Below are 22,489 nucleotides of genomic sequence, written 5' to 3'. Positions count from 1 at the left end.
TCTTAGCCGGACTTTGACGTTCGTGCTCCAGAGCACTGACCATACCTGACACGCGCAGTTCCACGACGTCTGTTGCCGTTCGTTAGACGAGTCCTTCAAACCGCTTGCGCCCGCTCGACGATACGGGCCGCGACAAACGAAACGGGCGGCCGTCCGGCCGCCCGTGAAGCGCTGGAAATGCCGGTGAAAGCCGGCCGCAATCCGTCAGAAACCTGCCGCCAGGCCGTCGCGCCGGCTGTCGCTCGCGGCCACGTAGCCGCGCTCGCGATCGTCTCGGTCGAGACGCCAGATGAACTGCCCGGAACCGAAATCCATGTAAGGATCGTCGATCGACTTGATCGTATGGCCGCGCGCGGCCAGCGCATCGACGGTCGCGCGATTCATCGTGGCCTCGACGTCGAGCGTGAAGTCGCGGTTGACCTTCCAGCGCGGCGCATCGCAGGCGGCCTGCGGTTGCTGCCCGTAGCCGAGCATCCGCACGACGGTCTGCAGGTGCCCCTGCGGCTGCATGTCGCCGCCCATCACGCCGAAGCTCATCACGGCTTGCGTGCGGCCGTCGGCCTCCTCGGTGACGAACGCCGGGATGATCGTGTGGAACGGCCGCTTGCCGCCCGCGACGACGTTCGGCGACGCCGGGTCCATCGAGAAGCCGTGCCCGCGATTCTGCAGCGCGATGCCGGTGCCGGGCACGACGAGCCCCGAACCGAAGCCCATGTAGTTCGACTGGATGAAGCTCACCATCATCCCGCGTTCGTCGGCCGCCGACAGGTAGATCGTGCCGCCCGAATGCGGCCGGCCGGCGCCGAAGTGCGTCGCGCGCGCGGGATCGATCAGCTTCGCGCGTTCGGCGAGATACGCGTCGTCGAGCATCTGTTCGGGCGTGACCTCCATCGCGCGCGGATCGGCGACGTAGCGATAGACATCCGCGAACGCGAGCTTCATCGCCTCGATCTGCAGATGCTGCGAGTCGACCGAATCGACCGGCCATTCCGTCACGCCCGCGTGCTCGGCGATCCCGAGCGCGATCAGCGCGGCGATGCCCTGCCCGTTCGGCGGGATCTCGTGGATCGTGTGACGGCCGAAGCGCTTGCCGATCGGCTCGACCCATTCCGGCCGGTACGCTTGCAGGTCGGCCGCGGTCAGCGCGCCACCGCCTTCGCGCGAGAACGCGGCGATGCGCTCGGCGAGCGCGCCCTCGTAGAACGCGCGGGCCCCCTCCTTCGCGAGCGTGCGCAGCGTCTGCGCATGACCGGGCAGGCACACGCGCTCGCCGACGAGCGGCGCGCGGCCGCGCGGCATGAAGGTCTCCGCGAAGCCCGGCAACCCCTGCAGCTCGGGCACGGCGGCCGCCCACTTGTGCGCGACGATCGGAGGCACCGCATAACCGCGCTCCGCGATCTCGATCGCCGGCTCGAGCAGGTCCGCGAACGGCAGCGAACCGAACTTCGCATGCAGCGCTTCCCAGCCCGCGATCACGCCCGGTACGGTGACGGTGTCCCAGCCGCGCGTCGGCTTGTTCGCGATGCCGTTCGCCGCCTCGCCGTGGCGCTGGCGGAAATAGTCGACGTTCCACGCAGCCGGCGCGACGCCCGACGCGTTCAGCCCGGACAGCCGCTCGCCGTCCCACACGAGCGCGAACGCGTCGCCGCCGAGCCCGCACGACACGGGCTCGACGACCGTGATCGCAGCCGCGGCGGCCAGCGCCGCGTCGACCGCGTTGCCGCCCTTCCACAGCATCCGGAGCCCGGCCTGCGCGGCGAGCGGGTGCGACGTCGACACGACGTTGCGCGCGAACACCGGAATGCGTGTCGTCGGATACGGGTTGTGCCAGTTGAAGCCAGTCATCGGTTCCACCTCGTCGAAAGCTGAATGAAGCGCCGGGCGCGCACCCTCGCGCGCGGGCAGTCCGCCATTGCAGCGCGATCAGCGCAATCGCACAAATTCATTTGTCACATGAATCAATGCAATTTCCGCATGAATTGCGGGCGACCCTGCCGGCCATACCGGCCTAACGGCGTTGCCGCCCTTACAATACCCGCTCCGTCTCACGACACGACCACCGAGCCATGACCCGAGATCCCCGCCTCACCCTCAACGCGCGCCAGCAGGAACTGCTCGAATGGGTGCAGCGCGACGGCTTCGTGACCGTCGACGATCTCGCCGCGCACTTCGCGGTGACGCCGCAGACGATCCGCCGCGACGTGAACTGGCTCGCCGACCTGAACCTGCTGCGCCGCTATCACGGCGGCGCGAGCCTGCCGACCAGCTCGGAGAACGTGTCGTACACGGCGCGCCAGCGGATGTTCCATGACGAGAAGCGGCGCATCGCGGCGCTCGCGGCGTCGCACATTCCCGACCAGGCGTCGCTGTTCATCAACCTCGGCACGACCACCGAGGAAGTCGCACGCGCGCTGAACCGCCACCACGGGCTGCACGTGATCACGAACAACCTGAACGTCGCGTCGATGATGAGCGGCTACCCCGACTGCGAGGTGCTGATCACGGGCGGCATCGTGCGGCCGTGGGACAAGGGGATCGTCGGCGAGCTCGCGATCGACTTCATCCGCCAGTTCAAGGTCGACTACGCGATCATCGGCACGTCGGCGATCGAGGCCGACGGCACGCTGCGCGACTTCGACACGCGCGAGGTGCGTGTGGCCGAGGCGATCATGCAGCATGCGCGCACGGTCTACCTCGTCGCCGACCATTCGAAGGTCGGCCGCCCGGCGCTGGTGCGCCAGGGCCACCTGAGCCAGGTGCACGCACTCTTCACCGACAAGCCGCTGCCGCCGGAGATGGCCGACGCGGTGGCGACCGCCGGCACGCAGGTGTACGTCGCGGAGTGACGGCCGGGATGCTGCACCGCACCTGAAACTTCAAGTGAAATCAAGAAGTTGGCGCTGCGAGCAAACCGCTTGCGCGGGGCCCGGCTGTCAAACGGAAAATTAACGGGGCACGATTTGTGGTTGCCCGCATGCTCGACTAGACTCCAGTTCCCCGGCCCGTCCGACCGTTCCGCCTGTGCCAGGGCGCGGACGAATGGCATGGCCGGCGAATGCAGCTTTTCCCCCCAAACCATACCCCGCTGGGTATCGCGCGTCGGCAGGTGCGCCGGCCGCGCGGGCTGACTGGTCGCCATGGAGAGAACGATGCTGAGTCCGCATGAATTCGCCACGCTATTGCTTGTGAAGGACGCTCCCGATCAAACCTCGATGGATCGGGACGAAATCGACGCACTGCTCGAACAGCAGCTCGTCCGCCTGGAAGGGCTCGGATCGGGGCGCAAATACTGCGTGACCGAAACCGGCGACGCCGCGCTGCGATCCATCAAATACCGCTATTCGTAAAACCACACCGTTGCCGACCTGACCGCGCGGCCCGGATTCCGGGCCGCGCGGCCGTTCCTGCTTCCCCGCCTCGTCGTCCTCAGCTGCGTCAGCCGCCGCGCAGCGTCGGATCGACCGCCGCCCGCCAGCTGATGGCCTGCGCGCGCGCGCCGTTGAAATACGCGATCCAGCCGGCACGCGCCGCCGCGTCGGGCGCCGCGTAGTGCGTCGAAAGTTCGTTTACGAACGCACAATAGTTCGCTTCGGTCAGCCCGCGATACCGTTTCGCCACGTATGCGTCGTACAGCGTCGAATAGACCGGCTGCGCGTCCGCGCCCCAGTCGCGCGCCGCGCCGCCGCACGACGTCTGCAGGTCGACGAACGACGGCGTGCGCCAGTTGCCGACGAGCGGCGGCATACCGGCACTGCACCCCGCCAGAAGGACGGCGCACACGCCGGCCCACATCCCAATACGCATGATTCACCTCGCGAAACGGTCGATTCCGCCAGTATCGTCCGGGATCGCACGGCGCGCTACTGGCCCCGCTTTATCGAACTTTACTTTTTCGATTTCGTTCGTTAAATTTCGAATTCGAACATTTTCTGTTCAACCATTTCCCTCAGATGATAAGGACAGCAGGTGACCCAACCGAATCGCTACGATCTGCTCGTCGTCGGCGGCGGCATCAACGGCGCGGGCATCGCGCGCGATGCGGCCGGCCGCGGCCTGTCGGTCCTGCTCTGCGAGCAGGACGATCTCGCGTCGCACACGTCGTCGTGCAGCACGAAGCTGATTCACGGCGGCCTGCGCTACCTCGAGTACAACGAGTTCGGGCTCGTGCGCAAGGCGCTGCAGGAGCGCGAGACGCTGCTGCGCGCGGCGCCGCACATCATGGGGCCGCTGCGTTTCGTGATGCCGCACATGCCGAACCTGCGTCCGGCCTGGCTGATCCGTCTCGGCCTGTTCCTCTACGATCACCTCGCGAAACGCGAACTGCTGCCCGGCTCGCGCGGCATCGACATGCGCCGCCATGCGGCCGGCGCGCCGCTGATCGATTCGATCAAGCGCGGTTTCGTCTATTCGGACGGCTGGGTCGACGACGCGCGCCTCGTCGTGCTGAACGCGCTGGACGCGAAGGAGCGCGGCGCCGAGATCCTGACGCGCACGAAGCTGGTATCCGCCGAACGTCGCGGCGACGAATGGGAAGCGCGGCTGCAGAACGCCGACGGTTCGATCCGCGTCGTGCATGCGCGCGCGATCGCGAACGCGGCCGGCCCGTGGGTCGGCGAACTGCTGCACGGCGCGCTCGGCCGCGGCGCACATCACAGCGTGCGGCTCGTGAAGGGCAGCCACATCGTCACGCGCCGCCTGTTCGATCACGATCACGCGTACATCTTCCAGAACCCGGACAAGCGGATCATCTTCGCGATTCCGTACGAACACGATTTCACGCTGATCGGCACGACCGACGTCGAATACACGAGCGATCCCGCGAAGGTCGCGATCGATCGCGACGAGACGCAGTACCTGTGCGATTCGATCAACCGCTACTTCAAGCGCAAGATCTCGCCGGCCGACGTGCACTGGACCTACTCGGGCGTGCGCCCGCTGCTGGAAGACGAGAACGCCGCGAACGCATCGGCCGTCACGCGCGACTACCGCCTCGAAATGGACGAAGGCGCGGGTGCGCCGCTGCTGTCGGTGTTCGGCGGCAAGATCACGACGTTCCGCAAGCTTGCGGAAGAAGCCGGCGACATGCTGAGCCGCGCGCTCGGCCGCGACGCGAAGACCTGGACGGCCGGCGTCGCGCTGCCGGGCGGCGACATCGCGAACGCGAAGTTCGACGTGTTCGCCGCCGCGTTCGCGAAACGCCACCCGTGGCTGCCCGCCGCGCTCGCCCGCCGCTATGCGCGTGCGTACGGCACGCGCGCGGAGCGCGTGATCGACGGCGCGAAGTCGCTCGCCGATCTCGGCACCGAAATCGCCCCGGGCATCCACGACGCCGAGCTGCGCTACCTGCGCGACGTCGAATGGGCGACCTGCGCGCAGGACGTGCTGTGGCGCCGCTCGAAGCTCGGCCTGCACGTCGCGCCGGGCACGCTCGACGCGGTGACGGCCGCGATCGACGCGTGGTTCGCCGCCGCGCACGCGCCGCAGGCCTGACCCGAATGCAGTAGCAGTTGCCGTACCGACGTTGACTCACCGACGCGCCGCCCCACATGCGGCGCGCATCACAACTAAGCCAAATCCACGGATGGAGATGAGAGACATGCAGGATCAGTACATCCTCGCGCTTGACCAGGGCACCACGAGTTCCCGCGCGATGCTGTTCGATCGCCAGGGCAATATCGTATCGATCGCCCAGAAGGAATTCGAGCAGATCTACCCGCAACCCGGCTGGGTCGAGCACGACCCGCAGGAAATCTGGTCGACGCAAGCCGGCGTCGCCGCCGAAGCCGTCACGCGCACGGGCCTGAACGGCACGTCGATCGCCGCGATCGGCATCACCAACCAGCGCGAAACCACGATCGTCTGGGATCGCGAGACCGGCCAGCCCGTCTACAACGCGATCGTCTGGCAGGATCGCCGCACGGCCGACTTCTGCGATTCGCTGAAAGCACAGGGCCTCGAGGCGAAGGTGCGCGCGAAGACCGGCCTGCCGATCGACTCGTACTTCTCCGGGACCAAGATCCGCTGGATCCTCGACAACGTGCCGGGCGCACGCGAGAAGGCCAGGCAGGGCAAGCTCGCATTCGGTACCGTCGACAGCTGGCTCGTATGGAACTTCACGAAGCATGAACTGCACGTGACCGACGTGACGAACGCGTCGCGCACGATGCTGTTCAACATCCACACGCGCGAGTGGGACAGCGAACTGCTCGAGCTGCTCGACATCCCGCGCAGCATGCTGCCGGACGTGAAAGCATCGTCGGAAATCTACGGTCACACGAAGACCACCGTGTTCGCGTCGAAGATCCCGCTCGCGGGCATCGCGGGCGACCAGCAGGCGGCGCTGTTCGGCCAGATGTGCACGCAGTCCGGCATGGTGAAGAACACCTACGGCACCGGCTGCTTCCTGATGATGAACACCGGCGACAAGCCGATCGAATCGAAGAACAACCTCGTCACGACGATCGCCTGGCAGATCGGCGACAACGTGCAGTACGCGCTGGAAGGCAGCATCTTCATCGCGGGCGCGGTGGTGCAGTGGCTGCGCGACGGCGTCGGCATCATCAAGTCGGCCGCCGAAATCGAGGCGCTCGCCGCGAGCGTGCCGCACACCGACGGCGTCTACCTTGTGCCCGCGTTCGCCGGCCTCGGCGCGCCGCACTGGAACGCACGGGCACGCGGCTCGGTGTTCGGCGTCACGCGCGGCACGACCTCCGCGCACCTCGCACGGGCGGCGCTCGATTCGATCGCGTACCAGTCGCTCGACGTGCTGGCCGCGATGGAAGCCGATTCGGGCATCAGCATCGGCGAGCTGCGCGTCGACGGCGGCGCGAGCGCGAACGACCTGCTGATGCAGTTCCAGGCCGACCTGCTCGGCGTCGACGCGGTGCGTCCGCAGATCACCGAGACGACCGCGCTCGGCGCGGCCTACCTCGCGGGCCTCGCGATCGGCTACTGGAAGAACCTCGACGAAGTGCGCAGCCAGTGGCAGCTCGATCGCCGCTTCTCGCCGTCGATGCCGAAGGAGCAGGTCGAAAGCTGCATGGCCGGCTGGCAGCGCGCGGTACGCGCCGCGAAGGCGTGGGCCGACGATACCCAGTAATCGTCAGCCATCCGGACGAAATACAACAACACCGGCGGACCGCGCTCGCGCGCGAGTCCGCGATGACATACGAGAGACAACCATGTCACCTTATATTGCAGAGTTCATCGGCACAGCGATCCTCGTGCTGCTCGGCAACGGCGCGGTCGCAAACGTGCTGCTTGCAAAGACCAAGGGCAAAGGCGCGGACCTGATCGTGATCGTGATGGGCTGGGCGATGGCCGTATTCGTCGCCGTCTACGTGACCGCGTCGTTCAGCGGCGCGCACCTGAACCCGATCGTCACCATCAGTCTCGCGCTCGCGGGCAAGTTCGCGTGGTCGAAAGTCGGCGGCTACATCCTCGCGCAGATGCTCGGCGGGATGGCGGGCGCCCTGCTCGTGTGGCTCGCGTATCGCCAGCACTTCGCGAAGGAAGCCGATGCGGACCTGAAACTCGCGGTGTTCTGCACGGCGCCCGCGATCCGCAGCGTCACGCACAACGTGCTGACCGAAGCGATCTGCACGTTCGTGCTGATCCTCGGCGTGCTGTACCTCGCGTCGCCGCAGGTCGGCCTCGGCGCGCTCGACGCGCTGCCCGTCGGCCTGCTCGTGCTCGGCATCGGCATTTCGCTCGGCGGCCCGACCGGCTATGCGATGAGCCCCGCGCGCGACCTGTCGCCGCGCATCATGCACGCGCTGCTGCCGATCCCCGGCAAGCGCGACAGCGACTGGCGCTATGCATGGGTGCCCGTCGTCGGCCCGCTGCTGGGCGGCGCCGCGGCGGCCGGCCTGTACCTGCACCTGCACGCGATGGCCTGATCGCGGCCTGACCGAAGCGCGCGGCCGCTACCGCCGCGCGCTTCATGCTCCTTTCTTCGCGCCGCCTCCGCCACGTTCGCGCTGGCGGTCGCCCCCGGCCGACACCGGCGACCTCCGCCTCACGCCCGCATCCGCCGCGCCCCCCCGGGTTCACGTCGATCCCGCGTTCGACCAGCATGCTCGCCACGCGCATTTCCTCGACGAACACCACCGCGCGGCCGAATCCGCGCACGGCATCGGGAAAACTTGCCGAAGCGTCACGCGGCACGCGCGTGAAAGCACGTATGATGGCGAATTGATCTGCGTCGCCGACATTCCGCTTCTTCACCACCATGCTCGATCACCTCATCTGCGACTGCGACGGCGTGCTCGTCGACAGCGAAGTCATCGCCGACCGCGTGCTGCTCGAAACGCTGTCCTCCACGTTCCCGAACATCGATTTCGAAGCCGCCGCGAAGTCGGCGTTCGGCCAGCAGACGTCGCGCTTCCTGACCGGGATCGAATCCCGCTTCGGGATCGAGATGCCCGCCAACTTCATTGAAACGATCGAGCACAACATCGAGAGCGCGCTGGCGCAATCGCTCGCGCCGATCACCGGCGTGCGCGACGCGCTGCTGCAGGTGAGCCTGCCGGCGGCCGTCGTGTCGAACAGCCGGCTCGCGCGCGTGCGCAGTTCGCTGAAGCGCGCATCGCTCACCGAGATCTTCGGCGATCGCGTGTTCAGCTCCGAGCAGGTGGCGCGGCCGAAGCCCTACCCCGACGTCTACCTGCATGCGGCGCAAACGCTCGGCGTCGCGCCGGCGCGCTGCATCGTCGTCGAAGACAGCGTGTCCGGGCTGAATGCCGCGCGTGCGGCGGGCATGAAGACGATCGCGTTCGTCGGCGCGAGCCACATCCCCGACAACTACGCGGACGCGCTGCGCGCGATGGGCATCACGCGGATCATGCGCAGGATGGACGAGCTGCCGGCGTTCGTCGAAGCCGGCATGCGCGGCGAATTCGGGGACGTACAGTCCTGACGGTCGTTCCGGCCCGGTCAGGTTGACCGGGCCTGTCCGGCGTGCGCCGCTTCACGCACGCCGTGCCACGGGCGCATGAACGCGCCCGCTTTCCCCTTCCCTTCACTCAGGCCGGTTCGCAGCAGCGCTCGCGCGCGGAGGCCAGCGCCTCGCGGAACTCGACGAGTTCCGCGATCGTCAGCATCGGCAGCCCGTGCCGCTGCGCGAAACGCTCGACATCGTCGCCGCGCGTCATCGTGCCGTCGGGATTCATCAGCTCGCACAGCACGCCGGCCGGCTTCAGGCCCGCGAGGATCGACAGGTCGACCGTGCCTTCGGTGTGACCGCGGCGTGCCAGCACGCCGCCCGGCTGCGCACGCAACGGAAACACGTGGCCGGGGCGCACGATGTCGTGCGGCTTCGCCCCTTCGGCGATCGCCGCGCGGATCGTCGTCACGCGATCGGCCGCCGATACGCCCGTATGCACGCCTTCGCGTGCCTCGATCGAGACGGTGAACGCGGTGCCGTTGCGGCTCTCGTTGGTCTGCACCATCGGCGGCAGCTCGAGCGCGCGCACCGTGTCGTCGGTCAGGCACAGGCACACGATGCCGCTGCACTCGCGGATCAGCAGCGCCATCGTCTCGGGCGTGATGCGCTCGGCGGCAACGATCAGGTCGGCTTCGTTCTCGCGGTCGTGGTCGTCCTGCAGCACGACCGCACGGCCTGCGCGCATCGCATCGAGCGCGGCGGCGATGCGCGGCGGCACCGGTTCGGAATCCAGCAACGGGAGATCGGCAAAGGCGTCGGCAGGTGCCGACGAAACGGACATCAAGGACATGTGAAACGCTCCTCGCAAATACGGTTTGGGCGAAAAACGTTTCAGGGCATTGCAAACAGACAGAACGACAACCCGCTTCGCGCATGTGACGAAGCGGCCCTGGCGGACATGACTATCTGCACATCTTCTCTCATCCGGACTGTGACCGTCGGCTCTGGCATTCGACCAGATCTGCTGACCCCGCGCGGATGCGCGGGCGCTCGCGGGCTCGCCGGCTTACGCCAGCCTACCGCCGGTGGGGAATTTCGCCCCGCCCTGAAGACGCACTGATTGCCGGACGGGACAACCCCGTCAGCGGCGGGCCAAGCATACAACAGCTGCGCGCGCGGCGCAGTGAACTCCAGCTAAAACCTTACCGACGACCCCGTCTAACGGCATCGTCCGAACGGCCGACGGACGACCCGCGATCCCGCGCGAACGACGGGAACGCGGTCCGCGCCGGGCGGCCTGCGCGATCAGCCGGCCGCGTGCGCGGCATGTGCCGCATCGGGCACGAGCCAGCGCGGCGGCACCTCGGGGCTCACCGTCACGCGAAACGCGCGCGCCTCGCTGTCGCCCGGGTTGCGCAGGCTGTACGGCTGGTCGGCATCGAACACGATCGCATCGCCGGTCGCGAGCAACTGGCGGCGGTCGTGCACGCTGACTTCGAGCGTGCCCTCGCTGACGACGAGGTTGACCGTCGTGCCGGGCGCGCGGCGTGCGCCGGGCTCCGTGTGCAGCGGCGCGATCCGCAGCTCGTGGAATTCGGCCGCGGCCGGCTCGCCTTCCGGATAAAGCGCGCGCGCCGAGAAGCGGCCGTTCGAGCTGACGACGCGCGACGCGCGCTCGGCCGCCAGGTGCTCGAAGCCGTTCACCGCATGGCGGCGCAGGAAGGCGGCGACCGAAACCTTCAGCGCCGCGGCGATCTTGCAGAGGACCTTGATCGACGGCACGCTGCGCGCCGACTCGATCTGCGCGAGCATCGCGCGCGACACGCCGGACAGCCGCGCGAGCGCATCGAGCGACAACTGCCGCTCGGCACGCAACCGCGCGAGGTTCACGCCGACGACCTGCTCGAGAACATCGAGCGACGCGGACGCCCGCGCATCGGCGGCGTCGCCGGACTCGAAGGAAGACACGTCGCGCACGAGCGCCAGGGATGAAGACATAGCATTGCCTCCGGGCCGCTGTGCGGCCCTGCGTATGGGGTAAGCCGGGATGGGGAATCGGGTTGCGCCAGCAACGGCGCGTATCGAAACGCTATCACCCGGCCTTGCACCGGCAAACGAAGTTATCTTCACACCGTTATCAGCATCGCGGAGGAATGCGTTTCTCGCGCCCCGTTCCCTGCCGCTATCGCGTCGCGCCGCGGGGCTCGCTCATTGCGCCGCCGGTGCCGCACCGCGTGCCGACCCGCGCGTGTCGAGCCGCATCGCGAACCATGTGACGACGAGCGCCGCGAACGTCACCGCGACGGCGACCCACGGCAGCGCATCGAGCGCGAGGCCGTGTTCCAGCGCAAGGCCGCCGAGCCACGCGCCGCCCGCATTGCCGACGTTGAACGCGCCGATGTTGAGCGTCGATGCGAGATGCGGCGCGCTCGCGGCCTTCTCGACCATGCGCGCCTGCAGCGGCGGCACCGTCGCGAACGCGGCGATCCCCCACACGAACACGGTGACGGCGGCCGCGACCGGCAGGTGGCTCGTCTTCGCGAAGACGGCCATCACGGCCATCAGCGCGACGAGGATCGCGATCAGCGACGGCATCAGCGCGCGGTCGGCGAACTTGCCGCCGAGCGTGTTGCCGATCGTCAGCCCCGCGCCGAACAGCACGAGGATCAGCGCGACCGAGCGCGGCGAGAAACCCGACACGGTCTCGAGAATCGGCGCGATGTACGTGAACACGACGAACACGCCGCCGAAGCCGAGCACGGTCATCAACAGCGCGAGCCACACCTGCGGCTCCTTCAGCACGCGCACTTCGTGGCCGAGGCCGGCCGGCCCGCTGTCGTGACGGTTCGGCACGAGCGCGGCGACGCCGCCGAGCGCCAGCACGCCGAGCACGGCGACGATCCAGAACGACGCGCGCCAGCCGAGCAGTTGCCCGACGAACGTGCCGAACGGCACGCCGAGCACATTCGACAGCGTGAGCCCCGTGAACATCAGCGCGATCGCGCTCGCGCGCTTGTCGGCCGGCACGAGCGACGCGGCGACCACCGCGCCGATCCCGAAGAACGACCCGTGCGCGAACGACGTGACGACGCGCGCGACCATCAGCATCGCGTAGCCGGACGCGGTCGCGCACAGCACGTTGCCGACGATGAAGATCGCCATCAGCAGCTGCAGCGCGGCCTTGCGCGGCATGCGGCTCGTCAGCACCGCGAGCAGCGGCGCGCCGGCCGCGACACCGAGCGCGTAGCCGGTGACCAGCAGGCCGGCCGACGGCAGCGACACGGCCAGGTCGTGCGCCACTTCGGGCAGCAGGCCCATGATGATGAACTCGGTGGTACCGATGGCGAAGGCGCTGATCGCAAGCGCCAGTAACGGAATGGGCATGACGTTCTCCGAAAAGACGGCGGACGCGGCGTCCGGTCGGTGCCGCACCGCACAAAAGGCAGGATGTGCGCATTGTCCCGAAGACATCGATATTTGATAATTGGCGTAACGTTTGAACCATTTTCAAATATTTCTGGAAAATCGCATGGACCGACTGGGCGATATCCGGCTGTTCGTCGAGGCGGCCGAACTGGGCAGCCTGTCCGCCGCCGGGCGCAAGCTGAACCTCACGCCGGCCGCCGCGAGCGCGCGCCTCGCGAAGCTCGAGGCGGCGGTCGCCACCCGGTTGTTCGACCGTTCGACCCGGCAGTTGCGGCTCACCGACGAGGGCCGCCTGTACCTGAACGGCTGCCGGCAGGCGTTGCAGGCGCTCGACGACGCAAACGCGCTGCTCCAGGCCGGCCGCAACGTGGTCGCCGGCCGGGTGCGGCTGTCGGCGACGTCCGATTTCGGCCGTCGCCGGCTGCTCGACTGGCTCGACGAATTCAACGCGCTTCACCCGGACGTGACGTTCTCGCTGACGGCGTCCGACTCGACGGTGAACCTGTGGCAGGACGAGATCGACCTCGCGATCCGCTTCGCCGCGCCGCCCGACGGCGCGCTGATCGCCCGCCGGCTCGCCGCGGACCGGCGCGTGCCGTGCGCGGCGCCGTCGTTCATCGAACGCCACGGCGTGCCGCGCGATCCGCACGATCTGGCCCGCTTTCCATGCAACGTGATCACGGTCGCGTCCGGGCCGATGAACACGTGGCGCTTCACGCGCGGCGACGACACCCAGACCTGCACGGTGCCGCTCGCCACCGCGTTCGAAACCAACGACGGCGGCCTCGCCCGCGAATGGGCGCTGCGCGGCCGCGGCATCGTGCTGAACTCGATCTGGGATGTCGCCGACGACATCCGCGCCGGGCGGCTCAAGGTCCTGCTGCCCGACTGGCGGCACCAGAGCGCGCCGCTGCACGCGATCTATCCCGGCAAGCGCTACATGGCGCCGCGCGTGCGCGTGCTGCTCGACTTTCTCGCCGAACGCTTCGCGCGCGAGGAAGCCGCGCACGACGACCTGCTGAACGCGTGCCGCTGACGGCCGGCGCATCGCGGCTCGAGGGTCGGAACGCGCCGGCCGGCGTCGCGCGGCCGCAACCCGCCGCCCGTCCCGGGCAGCGTGAAAAGCTATAATGGAAAGCTTTCCCGACGGCTTTTCACATGCTGGCTGCGCGCCATCCGCGTGCAGCGCGCGCGGCCGTCCCGATTCACTCTTGACGACGCCCCCAGGTCAACCACTGCGAACGGCGAATCCCCATGACCAAGAAAGTTTACGTAAAGACCTTCGGCTGCCAGATGAACGAGTACGACTCGGACAAGATGGTGGACGTGCTGAATGCGGCCGAAGGCCTCGAAAAGACCGACACGCCGGAAGACGCGGACATCATCCTGTTCAACACGTGCTCGGTGCGCGAGAAGGCGCAGGAGAAGGTGTTCTCCGATCTCGGCCGCGTGCGCGAGCTGAAGGAAGCGAAGCCCGGCCTGCTGATCGGCGTCGGCGGCTGCGTCGCGAGCCAGGAAGGCGCATCGATCGTGTCGCGTGCGCCGTACGTCGACCTCGTGTTCGGCCCGCAAACCCTGCACCGCCTGCCGCAGATGATCGACGCGCGCCGCGAGAGCGGCCGCGCGCAGGTCGACATCACCTTCCCCGAGATCGAGAAGTTCGACCACCTGCCGCCGGCGCGCGTCGAGGGGCCGAGCGCGTTCGTGTCGATCATGGAAGGCTGCTCGAAGTACTGCAGCTACTGCGTGGTGCCGTACACGCGCGGCGATGAAGTGTCGCGTCCGCTCGACGACGTGCTGACCGAAGTGGCCGGCCTCGCCGACCAGGGCGTGCGCGAAGTCACGCTGCTCGGCCAGAACGTGAATGCCTATCGGGGCGCGCTGGCGGCCGGCTCGTCCGAGATCGCCGATTTCGCGACGCTGATCGAATACGTCGCCGACATCCCCGGCATCGAGCGGATCCGCTACACGACGTCGCACCCGAAGGAATTCACGCAGCGCCTGATCGACACCTACGCGAAGGTGCCGAAGCTCGTGAGCCACCTGCACCTGCCCGTGCAGCACGGCTCCGACCGCATCCTGATGGCGATGAAGCGCGGCTACACGGTGCTCGAATACAAGTCGGTGATCCGCAAGCTGCGCGCGATCCGCCCGGACCTGTCGCTGTCGACCGACATGATCGTCGGCTTCCCCGGCGAGACCGAGGAGGATTTCGACAAGATGATGGCGCTCGTGCACGAGATGAGCTACGACACCAGCTTCTCGTTCATCTACAGCCCGCGCCCCGGCACGCCGGCCGCGAACCTGCACGACGACACGCCGCGCGAGGTGAAGCTCAAACGCCTGCAACATCTGCAGGCGACCATCGAGGAAAACGTCGCGCGCATCAGCCAGTCGATGGTCGGGAAGGTCGAGCGGATCCTCGTCGAGGGCCCGTCGCGCAAGGACCCGAACGAACTCGCGGGCCGCACCGAGAACAACCGGGTCGTGAATTTCCCGGCGCCGCTCGCGTCGCACCCGCGCCTGATCGGCCAGATGATCGACGTGAAGATCAACCACGCGTACCCGCATTCGCTGCGCGGCGAGCTCGTGCTCGTGAGCGACGACGCGAGCGCGGCCACGCACTGACGTTCCACCGGAGCCCGACGCCACTTTGAAGCCGACCCAAGCACTGGAATTCGTCGCGCCGCGCGACGACAACGCGCGCCTCGCCAACCTCTGCGGCCCGCTCGACGAGAACCTGCGGCAGATCGAACAGGCGCTCGACGTCACGCTGTCGCGACGCGGCCACCGGATCGCGATCCGCGGGCGCGGCGCCAAGCTCGCGCTCGCCGCGCTCGAGAACTTCTACAACCGCGCGCGCGATGCGCTGTCGGTCGACGACATCCAGCTCGCGCTGGTCGAAGTGCGCCACACGGGCGGCAACGGCCGCCAGGACACGATCGACGTGCGCTTCCGCGGCGACCCCGACCATCCGTTCGACGACCCCGTCGTCCAGCTCGACGCCAGCGAGCCGGACGAGGAGCCCGCGCCGAAGCTCTACACGCGGCGTGCCGACCTGCGCGGCCGCACGCCGGCGCAGCGCGAATACCTGAAGCAGATCCTGTCGCACGACGTGACGTTCGGCATCGGGCCGGCCGGCACCGGCAAGACCTACCTCGCGGTCGCCTGCGCGGTCGACGCGCTCGAGCGCGACCAGGTCAAGCGGATCGTGCTGACGCGCCCGGCCGTCGAGGCCGGCGAGCGGCTCGGCTTCCTGCCGGGCGATCTCGCGCAGAAGGTCGACCCGTACCTGCGTCCGCTGTACGACGCGCTGTACGACCTGCTCGGTTTCGACAAGACGGCGAAGATGTTCGAACGCCAGATGATCGAGATCGCGCCGCTCGCGTACATGCGCGGCCGCACGCTGAACCACGCGTTCATCATCCTCGACGAGGCGCAGAACACGACGCCCGAGCAGATGAAGATGTTCCTCACGCGGATCGGCTTCGGCTCGAAGGCGGTCGTGACCGGCGACACGAGCCAGGTCGACCTGCCGCGCGGCCACAAGAGCGGCCTCGTCGAGGCGCAGCAGGTGCTCGGCGGCGTGCGCGGCATCGCGCTCACGCGCTTCACGAGCGCGGACGTCGTGCGCCATCCGCTCGTCGCGCGCATCGTCGAGGCGTACGACGAATTCCACGCGCAGCACCAGGACGGCTGACCGGCCGGCGGCACCGGCACGCCGCCCGGCCTGACAGCCCGGCCCGGCCCGCCAGACGGCGCGCCGGGCTTTTTTTCGCCTGCGTGAATTCGGGTGCGATCGGCCGTTTGGTGTATCCTCAACGCGTCCCAATCGCCGCACGCGTCATGAAATACTCCCGTTCCCGCAAGTCCGGGCGCGCCCAGTCCGCCGCGCCCGCCTCCCCCCGCCTTTCGCTGTTCGATGCGAAAGGCAAGGCCCGGACCGTCAACGCGCAAGGGCTGCGCATCGACTTCCCCGACGGCCGCAGCCTGATGTTCGACCTGTCTGGCAGTTCCGGGGAAGCCGCCGTCGCGATCGTCGCGCAGCACAACGATCCGGCCATGCGCGCGAAGATCGCGCTGCAGCCCGAGCACTACGACAGCGTGACGCTGCACGTGGGTGCCGAGCCCGCACCGCGCGAGGACGACACCGAAGACGCACTGCGCGAGCCGGAGCTCGACCTGTCCGTGCAGTACGGCGACGAGATCACGAGCGACGTGCGCAAGACGCTGCCCAAGCGCAAGCTGATCGCCGAATGGCTCGAACCGGCGCTGTTCGCCAGCGCGCAGCTCACCGTGCGCTTCGTCGGCGAAGAAGAAGGCCGCACGCTGAACGCCGGCTACCGCCACAAGGACTATCCGACCAACGTGTTGACCTTCGCGTACGACGCGGCGCCCGACGGCACCGTGATCGGCGACCTCGTGCTGTGCTGCCCGGTCGTCGAGAAGGAAGCGCACGACCAGGACAAGCCGCTCACCGCCCATTACGCGCACCTGCTGGTGCACGGCGCGCTGCACGCGCAGGGCTACGACCACGAGACGAGCGACGAGGACGCAGCCGAAATGGAAGCGCTCGAAGTCGACATCCTCGCGAAGCTGGGCTTCCCGAACCCGTACCAGTAAGCCGTCCGCACGATGCGCAACGCCGCGACGCTCTCGCCCGCCTACCCGCCGTCGATCGGCGACGGGCGCCTGCTGACGGAAGACGAACTCGCGGCGTCGCTCGCGCACACGATGCGCGACTGGGACGGCCGCCAGGATCTATGGCTGTTCGGCTATGGCTCGCTGATCTGGAACCCGGGGTTGCCGACCGTCGCAGCCATACGCGGCAAGGTGCACGGCTATCATCGCGGGCTCTACCTGTGGTCGCGCGTGAACCGCGGCACACCCGAACGCCCCGGCCTCGTGCTCGCGCTCGATCGCGGCGGCTCGTGCTCGGGCATCGCGTTCCGGCTCGCCGGCCCGACCGCGCAACCGCACCTCGAAACGTTGTGGAAACGCGAGATGCCGATGGGTTCGTACCGGCCCGCATGGCTGCCGTGCTCGCTTGAGAACGGCGAGCGCGTGAACGCACTCGCGTTCGTGATGCGCCGCGAAGCGCCGACCTATACGGGCAAGCTGTCCGACCCCGTCGTCAAGGAAGTGTTCAGTTGCGCGGCCGGCCGCTACGGCACGACGCTCGACTACGTCAGCCGCACGGTCGACGCGCTGCGCGCGAGCGGCATCCCCGATCGCGCGCTGGAAGGGCTGCTCGCGCGATGCCGGTGACGCGGCACGGCGCCCGGCTCGCCGCCACGCGCTGCCGCGCCGTGGCCGCATTCTTGCGAGGACAAGACCGATGAAACCGTCTCGCTGGTCGCGTTGCAGGGTTGCCGCGCTGATCGTCGCCGCGAGCGTCGCGCTGTCCGGCTGCGGAATACTCGGCTGCGGCGGCGCCGCGACCAACGGCGCGGCCGCCGGCGGCTGCTCGGCCGGCATGCGGTTCTGAACCGCGGCCGGGCGAAGCCCGCGTGCGGCAGAATGCCGCCGCTCACTGCCTCGGCCGAACGCTTTTCCGCGTCACGGCTCCGCTTCCCCTCCGCACCCGTTTTTTTCGCCGCTGCCCCGCCGCCCTTTTCTGGGATAGGATGGACGCGAGGACGATGTCGCGCCCGGCGCGGCCGTCCGAGAGGGGGCTCGTACGCGCTGCCCACCCTGGCCGTGCGGCCGGTGTGACACGGTCGCGTCGTGCCCTTGGTGTATCCTTGCCTACTCCGTGACAGCGCGCTCCGGCATGACCCGGGCGCACCACCATGAACGATTCGTATCCCAGTCGTAAGCCAACCGACAAACCGCAAGAAAAGCGCTCGCTGCTCGAGCGCCTGACCGACTTCATCTCGCCCGAGCCCGAATCCCGCGGCGAGCTGCTGGAAATCCTCCAGGACGCCCACGAACGCAACCTGATCGACGCCGATTCGCTGTCGATGATCGAAGGCGTGTTCCAGGTGTCCGACCTGTGCGCGCGCGACATCATGGTGCCGCGCGCACAGATGGACGCGATCAACATCGCCGACAAGCCCGAGGATTTCATCCCGTTCGTCCTCGAAAAGGCGCACTCGCGCTACCCCGTGTACGAGGAGAACCGCGACAACGTCATTGGCGTGCTGCTCGCGAAGGATCTGCTGCGTTTCTACGCCGAAGAGGAATTCGACGTGCGCGGGATGCTGCGCCCGGCCGTGTTCATTCCCGAATCGAAGCGCCTGAACGTGCTGCTGCACGACTTCCGCGTGAACCGCAACCACCTCGCGATCGTCGTCGACGAATACGGCGGCGTCGCGGGCCTGATCACGATCGAGGACGTGCTCGAGCAGATCGTCGGCGACATCGAGGACGAATACGATTTCGACGAGGAAGCCGGCAACATCATCTCGGGGCCCGACGGCCGCTACCGCGTGCGTGCGCTCACCGAGATCGAACAGTTCAACGAGACGTTCGGCACCGATTTCCCGGATGACGAAGTCGATACGATCGGCGGGCTGATCACGCATCATTTCGGCCGCGTCCCGCATCGCGGCGAGAAGCTGCAGCTCGGCAACCTCGTGTTCGAGATCCAGCGCGGCGATGCGCGCCAGGTCCACGTGCTGCTGGTGCGCCGCAACCCGCTCGCCAGCCGTCGCGCCGAAACCTCGCACGAGGACTGACCGTCGCGCGCCAGCCGCGCGTTCCACAACCGCTCGCCCACTTTCGCTTCACATGGACGATCCGATCCTGTCCCGCCCGGCTGGCGGCCTTCTCGCGCCGCCTCCCGGGCGCGCGCTGCCGCGCTGGCACTACCCGGCCGCGCTGCTCGCCGGCGCCGCCAATACGCTCAGCTTCGCGCCGACGCCGCATGGCGGCTGGCTGCAACTCGTCGTATTCGTCTGGTTTTTCGCGCAGCTCACGCGCACCGCGAGCTGGCGCAGCGCCGCGCTCACCGGCGGCGCGTTCGGCTTCGGCAACTTCATCAGCGGCATCTGGTGGCTCTACATCAGCATGCACGTCTACGGCGAGATGGCCGCGCCGCTCGCGGGCGGCGCGCTCGTGCTGTTCTCGCTGTACCTGTCGCTGTACCCGGCGTTCTCCGCCGGGCTGTGGTCGTTCTGCGCAGGCCATGCGTGGCATCGCCGCACGCCCGACCCGCGGCCGTTTTCGCCGACCTGGCACGGCGCATTCGCATTCGCGAGCGCATGGGCACTCGGCGAATGGCTGCGCGGCACCGTCTTCACCGGCTTCCCGTGGCTCGCAAGCGGTTATCCGCAGGTCGACGGCCCGTTCGCGGGCTTCGCGCCGGTCGCCGGGGTGTACGGGATCGCGTGGGTGCTCGCGTTGTTCGCCGCGCTCGTCGTGCAGGCGCTCGCCGCCGCCCGGCCGTCGCCGCTCGCCGAACCCCGTGCCGGCAATGCGCGCGTGCGCATCGCCGCGCCGGCCGGCATCGCGGTCGCGCTGATCGCGGCCGGTCTCGGGCTGTCGCAGGTCACGTGGACCGTGCCCGCGAACGCGCCGCTCACCGTGCGGCTGCTGCAGGGCAACGTGAAGCAGGACATCAAGTTCGAGGAAGCGGGCATCGACGCGGCGATCAAGATGTACACGCAGATGATCGTCGAGAAGCCGGCCGACCTGATCGTCACGCCCGAAACCGCGATCGCGGTGATGATCCAGGAGTTGCCCGAGCCGTTCGCCGTCGCGATCCGCAAGTTCAGCGACACGACGGGCTCGGCCGTGCTGTTCGGCGCGGTCGGCGCATCGGTGACCGAGGACGGCCACTACGTCGACTATACGAACAGCCTGTACGGCGTGACGCCGAATTCGCGCGATATCTATCACTACGACAAGCACCACCTCGTGCCCTTCGGCGAATTCATCCCGTGGGGCTTCCGGTGGTTCGTCGACCTGATGAAGATGCCGCTCGGCGACTTCGCGCGCGGCGCGCCGGTGCAGAAGCCGTTCCTCGTGCACAACCAGCCGGTGATGGCCGACATCTGCTATGAGGACTTGTTCGGCGAGGAAATCGCCGCGACGATCCGCGACAACCCGCAGCCGCCGGGCGTGCTCGTCAACGTGACGAACCTCGCGTGGTTCGGCGACACGATCGCGCTCGACCAGCACCTGCAGATCGCGCGGATGCGCTCGCTCGAGACGGGCCGGCCGATGCTGCGCTCGACCAACACGGGGATGACGGCCGCGATCGATGCGCGCGGCCGCGTGCTCGGCCAGCTGAAGCCGTTCACGATCGGCTCGCTCGACGTGCGGATCGAAGGCACGAGCGGCTTCACGCCTTACGTGACGAGCGGCAACAACATCGTGCTCGCGGTGTCGTTCGTGCTGCTCGCGTTCGGCTTCACGTTCGGCCCCGGGCTGCGCCGGCGCAACGGCCGGAACAACGGCGACGCCCCGCAGCAATGATGCGGCACGCCGCCGCTGCGCAGCGCGTAGTGGCGGCCGCCGCATGCAGCGGCCCTCGAGCGCGAACCGGCCGGCCGCTCAGCCCTGCCGGGCCGACTCCGCCGACACTGCCGCCTGAACCGGCTGCGCAGAAAGGCGCCGCAGGTCGCGGCTCACCTTCTCCATCACCGGCTCCCACGCGCCGAACGCCGGCTGCCGGTACAGTGTCGCGGTCGGGTACCACGGACTGTCCGTGCGTTCGAGCAGCCAAGGCCAGTGCGGATTCACGTCGAGCAGCACCCACGTGCGCGCGCCGAGCGCGCCCGCCAGGTGCGCGACCGACGTGCACACGGTGATCACCAGATCCAGCGCGCCGATGAACGCGGCCGTATCGTCGAAGCTCGTCAGTTCCGCCGTGAAGTCCTCGATCGCGAAACCGGCCGCGCGCGCCGCCGCGACATCCGCCTGCGCACCCGGCTGCAGCGAATGAAACGCGACGCCGTCGATCCCGCGGAACGCGTCGGCATAACGCTCGAGCCCGACGCGCCGGAACGGATTGCGCTGGTGCCCCGCGCTGCCCGTCCACACGAGCCCGACCTTCAGCCGGCTGTCGCCCGCGAGCCGCGCGCGCCACGCGTCGCGCGCGAGCGGATCGGCATGCAGGTACGGCACCGACGACGCGAGCGTCGACGCTTCCATGCCGAGCATCAGCGGCAGGCCGATCAGCGGTATTTCGTAATCGAAGGCGGGCAGCACGTCGACGCCGCCGCCCGCGCTGAACGCATCCGCATGCGCGCCGAGGCTGCGCTGCATCAGCGTGCCCACCTGCGGGAACGTATTCCATATGAGCCGGCCGCCCTCGCGATGCACGCGCTCGGCGAGCGGCGCGACGAAGCGGCAGAACTGCAGCACGTCGCCGAGCCCCTGCTCGCCCCACACGAGCAGCGTCTTGCCGGCAAGCGGCTCGCCCTGCCAGCGCGGGCCCGGCAGCACCGGCCGGCGGCCGCGCAACTCGCCCGCGCCGTCCCAGCGCGCCTCGTGGCCGCGCCAGCCGGCCGCGTGGTTGCCGCGCACGAGCTGGATGATCGCCAGGTTGAAACGGTAGGACGCGTCGTCGGGCGCCAGCTCGCACGCGCGCGCCGCGAAGCGCTCGGCATCGTCCCAGCGCTGCGCCTCCTTCATCGCCATCGCGACGTTGTTCATCGCGAGCGCGTTGTCGGGCGCGAGCTCCACGAGCCGCGCGGCGCACGCGAGCGCGCCGTCCAGGTCGTGCGTCGCGATCCGCGCGACGACGAGATTGATCCATGCCTGCGCGTCGCGCGGATCGGCGCGCACGGCCGCGTCGAGCAGCGCGATCTCCTCCGCGCGGTCGCTGCCCGACAGCCGCAACGCGATCGCGAGGTTGTTGCGCAGCGACGGCCGCTCGGCGTCGAGCGCCAGCGCCGCGCGATACGGCGCCACGGCGTCCGCGTGACGACCCGCCATCTGCAGCGCGTAGCCGAGATTGAAGTACGCGGTCGCGCCCGGCTGCACGCGCGCCGCGCATTCGGCGAGCGCGACCGCATCGGCCGTGCGCTGCCGCGTGAGGAGCGCGCCGGTGAGCTGCGCGAGCGCATCGGCGTCGACCGCATGCAGGTGCGCGGCGGCGGCCAGCCACAGATCGTGCGCGGCGGCCTCGCCGCGCGCCTGCGCGTCGGCGGCCTGCCCGAGCAGCGCGAGGAAGGGCGGAAGCAGCGGAATGAGGATGTCGGTCGGATCGTCCATGCAGTCGGGATCGGC

20 protein-coding genes and 1 riboswitch are annotated in these 22,489 nt (G+C 68.7%); of the genes, 14 read left to right on the top strand and 6 right to left on the bottom strand.

The features are described from left to right. Positions 1 to 204 precede the first annotated feature (204 nt). Positions 205 to 1,845, bottom strand: coding sequence for a gamma-glutamyltransferase family protein (locus E9536_RS27010; RefSeq protein ID WP_027789190.1), 1,641 nt, complete (start codon positions 1,843 to 1,845; stop codon positions 205 to 207). 221 nt (positions 1,846 to 2,066) lie between these two features. On the opposite strand from E9536_RS27010, the gene E9536_RS27005 reads away from it, so the two are divergent. Both E9536_RS27005 and E9536_RS26995 read left to right on the top strand, forming a co-directional pair. Beyond that, positions 2,067 to 2,846, top strand: a complete 780-nt coding sequence (locus E9536_RS27005) for a DeoR/GlpR family DNA-binding transcription regulator (RefSeq protein WP_027789189.1) — start codon at positions 2,067 to 2,069, stop codon at positions 2,844 to 2,846. A 303-nt stretch (positions 2,847 to 3,149) separates the two neighbouring features. Next, a complete protein-coding gene (locus E9536_RS26995) occupies positions 3,150 to 3,347 on the top strand; it encodes a hypothetical protein (RefSeq protein ID WP_021160166.1) in 198 nt (65 codons plus the stop codon). An 88-nt stretch (positions 3,348 to 3,435) separates the two neighbouring features. Here the strand turns inward: E9536_RS26995 and E9536_RS26990 are convergent, their stop codons facing one another. Beyond that, complete coding sequence (locus E9536_RS26990) at positions 3,436 to 3,804, bottom strand: hypothetical protein (protein WP_027789188.1); 369 nt, start codon at positions 3,802 to 3,804, stop codon at positions 3,436 to 3,438. A 162-nt stretch (positions 3,805 to 3,966) separates the two neighbouring features. On the opposite strand from E9536_RS26990, the gene glpD reads away from it, so the two are divergent. The 4 genes from glpD (at position 3,967) to E9536_RS26970 (ending at position 8,917) form a co-directional block, all read left to right on the top strand. Beyond that, positions 3,967 to 5,490, top strand: a complete 1,524-nt coding sequence (glpD, locus tag E9536_RS26985; RefSeq protein ID WP_124532914.1) for a glycerol-3-phosphate dehydrogenase — start codon at positions 3,967 to 3,969, stop codon at positions 5,488 to 5,490. Positions 5,491 to 5,596: 106 nt separating this feature from the next. Continuing rightward, entirely contained in the window at positions 5,597 to 7,099 is a 1,503-nt protein-coding gene (gene glpK / locus E9536_RS26980) for a glycerol kinase GlpK (RefSeq protein WP_027789186.1), read from the top strand. Positions 7,100 to 7,181: 82 nt separating this feature from the next. After that, entirely contained in the window at positions 7,182 to 7,898 is a 717-nt protein-coding gene (locus E9536_RS26975) for an MIP/aquaporin family protein (RefSeq protein ID WP_021160162.1), read from the top strand. Positions 7,899 to 8,230: 332 nt separating this feature from the next. After that, positions 8,231 to 8,917, top strand: a complete 687-nt coding sequence (locus tag E9536_RS26970; RefSeq protein ID WP_059699936.1) for an HAD family hydrolase — start codon at positions 8,231 to 8,233, stop codon at positions 8,915 to 8,917. A 106-nt stretch (positions 8,918 to 9,023) separates the two neighbouring features. Here E9536_RS26970 and ribB read toward each other — a convergent pair whose 3' ends face one another. The 3 genes from ribB to E9536_RS26955 all read right to left on the bottom strand — a co-directional run bounded on the left by ribB (position 9,024) and on the right by E9536_RS26955 (position 12,268). Continuing rightward, positions 9,024 to 9,734: a 3,4-dihydroxy-2-butanone-4-phosphate synthase gene (gene ribB / locus E9536_RS26965; protein ID WP_136471236.1), complete on the bottom strand. Its 711-nt coding sequence runs from the start codon at positions 9,732 to 9,734 to the stop codon at positions 9,024 to 9,026. Positions 9,735 to 9,852: 118 nt separating this feature from the next. Then, a riboswitch (FMN riboswitch) is annotated at positions 9,853 to 10,001 on the bottom strand. Between the two features lie 188 nt (positions 10,002 to 10,189). Next, on the bottom strand, positions 10,190 to 10,882 hold the full coding sequence (locus E9536_RS26960; protein ID WP_021160158.1) for an XRE family transcriptional regulator: 693 nt from the start codon (positions 10,880 to 10,882) through the stop codon (positions 10,190 to 10,192). Positions 10,883 to 11,092: 210 nt separating this feature from the next. Further along, positions 11,093 to 12,268, bottom strand: coding sequence for an MFS transporter (locus E9536_RS26955; protein WP_060313468.1), 1,176 nt, complete (start codon positions 12,266 to 12,268; stop codon positions 11,093 to 11,095). A gap of 145 nt (positions 12,269 to 12,413) precedes the next feature. Here E9536_RS26955 and E9536_RS26950 point away from each other — a divergent pair, with 145 nt between their 5' ends. The 8 genes from E9536_RS26950 to lnt all read left to right on the top strand — a co-directional run bounded on the left by E9536_RS26950 (position 12,414) and on the right by lnt (position 20,731). Then, on the top strand, positions 12,414 to 13,346 hold the full coding sequence (locus tag E9536_RS26950) for a LysR family transcriptional regulator (protein WP_136471234.1): 933 nt from the start codon (positions 12,414 to 12,416) through the stop codon (positions 13,344 to 13,346). 218 nt (positions 13,347 to 13,564) lie between these two features. Continuing rightward, entirely contained in the window at positions 13,565 to 14,938 is a 1,374-nt protein-coding gene (gene miaB, locus E9536_RS26945) for a tRNA (N6-isopentenyl adenosine(37)-C2)-methylthiotransferase MiaB (RefSeq protein ID WP_027789180.1), read from the top strand. A 25-nt stretch (positions 14,939 to 14,963) separates the two neighbouring features. Continuing rightward, complete coding sequence (locus tag E9536_RS26940; protein ID WP_059699926.1) at positions 14,964 to 16,010, top strand: PhoH family protein; 1,047 nt, start codon at positions 14,964 to 14,966, stop codon at positions 16,008 to 16,010. 146 nt (positions 16,011 to 16,156) lie between these two features. Continuing rightward, the gene (gene ybeY, locus E9536_RS26935; RefSeq protein ID WP_136471232.1) at positions 16,157 to 16,933 is read left to right on the top strand and encodes an rRNA maturation RNase YbeY; all 777 of its coding nucleotides are present in this window, start codon (positions 16,157 to 16,159) and stop codon (positions 16,931 to 16,933) included. 12 nt (positions 16,934 to 16,945) lie between these two features. After that, positions 16,946 to 17,578 (top strand): gamma-glutamylcyclotransferase, encoded by a 633-nt coding sequence (locus E9536_RS26930; protein WP_027789177.1) that lies wholly within the window; start codon positions 16,946 to 16,948, stop codon positions 17,576 to 17,578. Between the two features lie 70 nt (positions 17,579 to 17,648). After that, the gene (locus tag E9536_RS41585) at positions 17,649 to 17,798 is read left to right on the top strand and encodes a hypothetical protein (protein ID WP_021160151.1); all 150 of its coding nucleotides are present in this window, start codon (positions 17,649 to 17,651) and stop codon (positions 17,796 to 17,798) included. A 304-nt stretch (positions 17,799 to 18,102) separates the two neighbouring features. Continuing rightward, positions 18,103 to 18,990, top strand: a complete 888-nt coding sequence (locus E9536_RS26925) for a transporter associated domain-containing protein (protein ID WP_021160150.1) — start codon at positions 18,103 to 18,105, stop codon at positions 18,988 to 18,990. A 52-nt stretch (positions 18,991 to 19,042) separates the two neighbouring features. Next, a complete protein-coding gene (gene lnt, locus E9536_RS26920; protein ID WP_060083097.1) occupies positions 19,043 to 20,731 on the top strand; it encodes an apolipoprotein N-acyltransferase in 1,689 nt (562 codons plus the stop codon). A gap of 78 nt (positions 20,732 to 20,809) precedes the next feature. On the opposite strand, the gene E9536_RS26915 is transcribed toward lnt, so the two are convergent. Next, a complete protein-coding gene (locus tag E9536_RS26915; protein ID WP_136471230.1) occupies positions 20,810 to 22,474 on the bottom strand; it encodes a tetratricopeptide repeat protein in 1,665 nt (554 codons plus the stop codon). Positions 22,475 to 22,489 lie beyond the last annotated feature (15 nt).

Origin of the sequence: Burkholderia sp. LS-044, assembly GCF_004803625.1 — a bacterium.
Taxonomy (GTDB): domain Bacteria; phylum Pseudomonadota; class Gammaproteobacteria; order Burkholderiales; family Burkholderiaceae; genus Burkholderia; species Burkholderia cepacia.
Note: the sequence above shows the minus strand (reverse complement) of the source record. Positions and strands in the feature narration are given on the sequence as shown.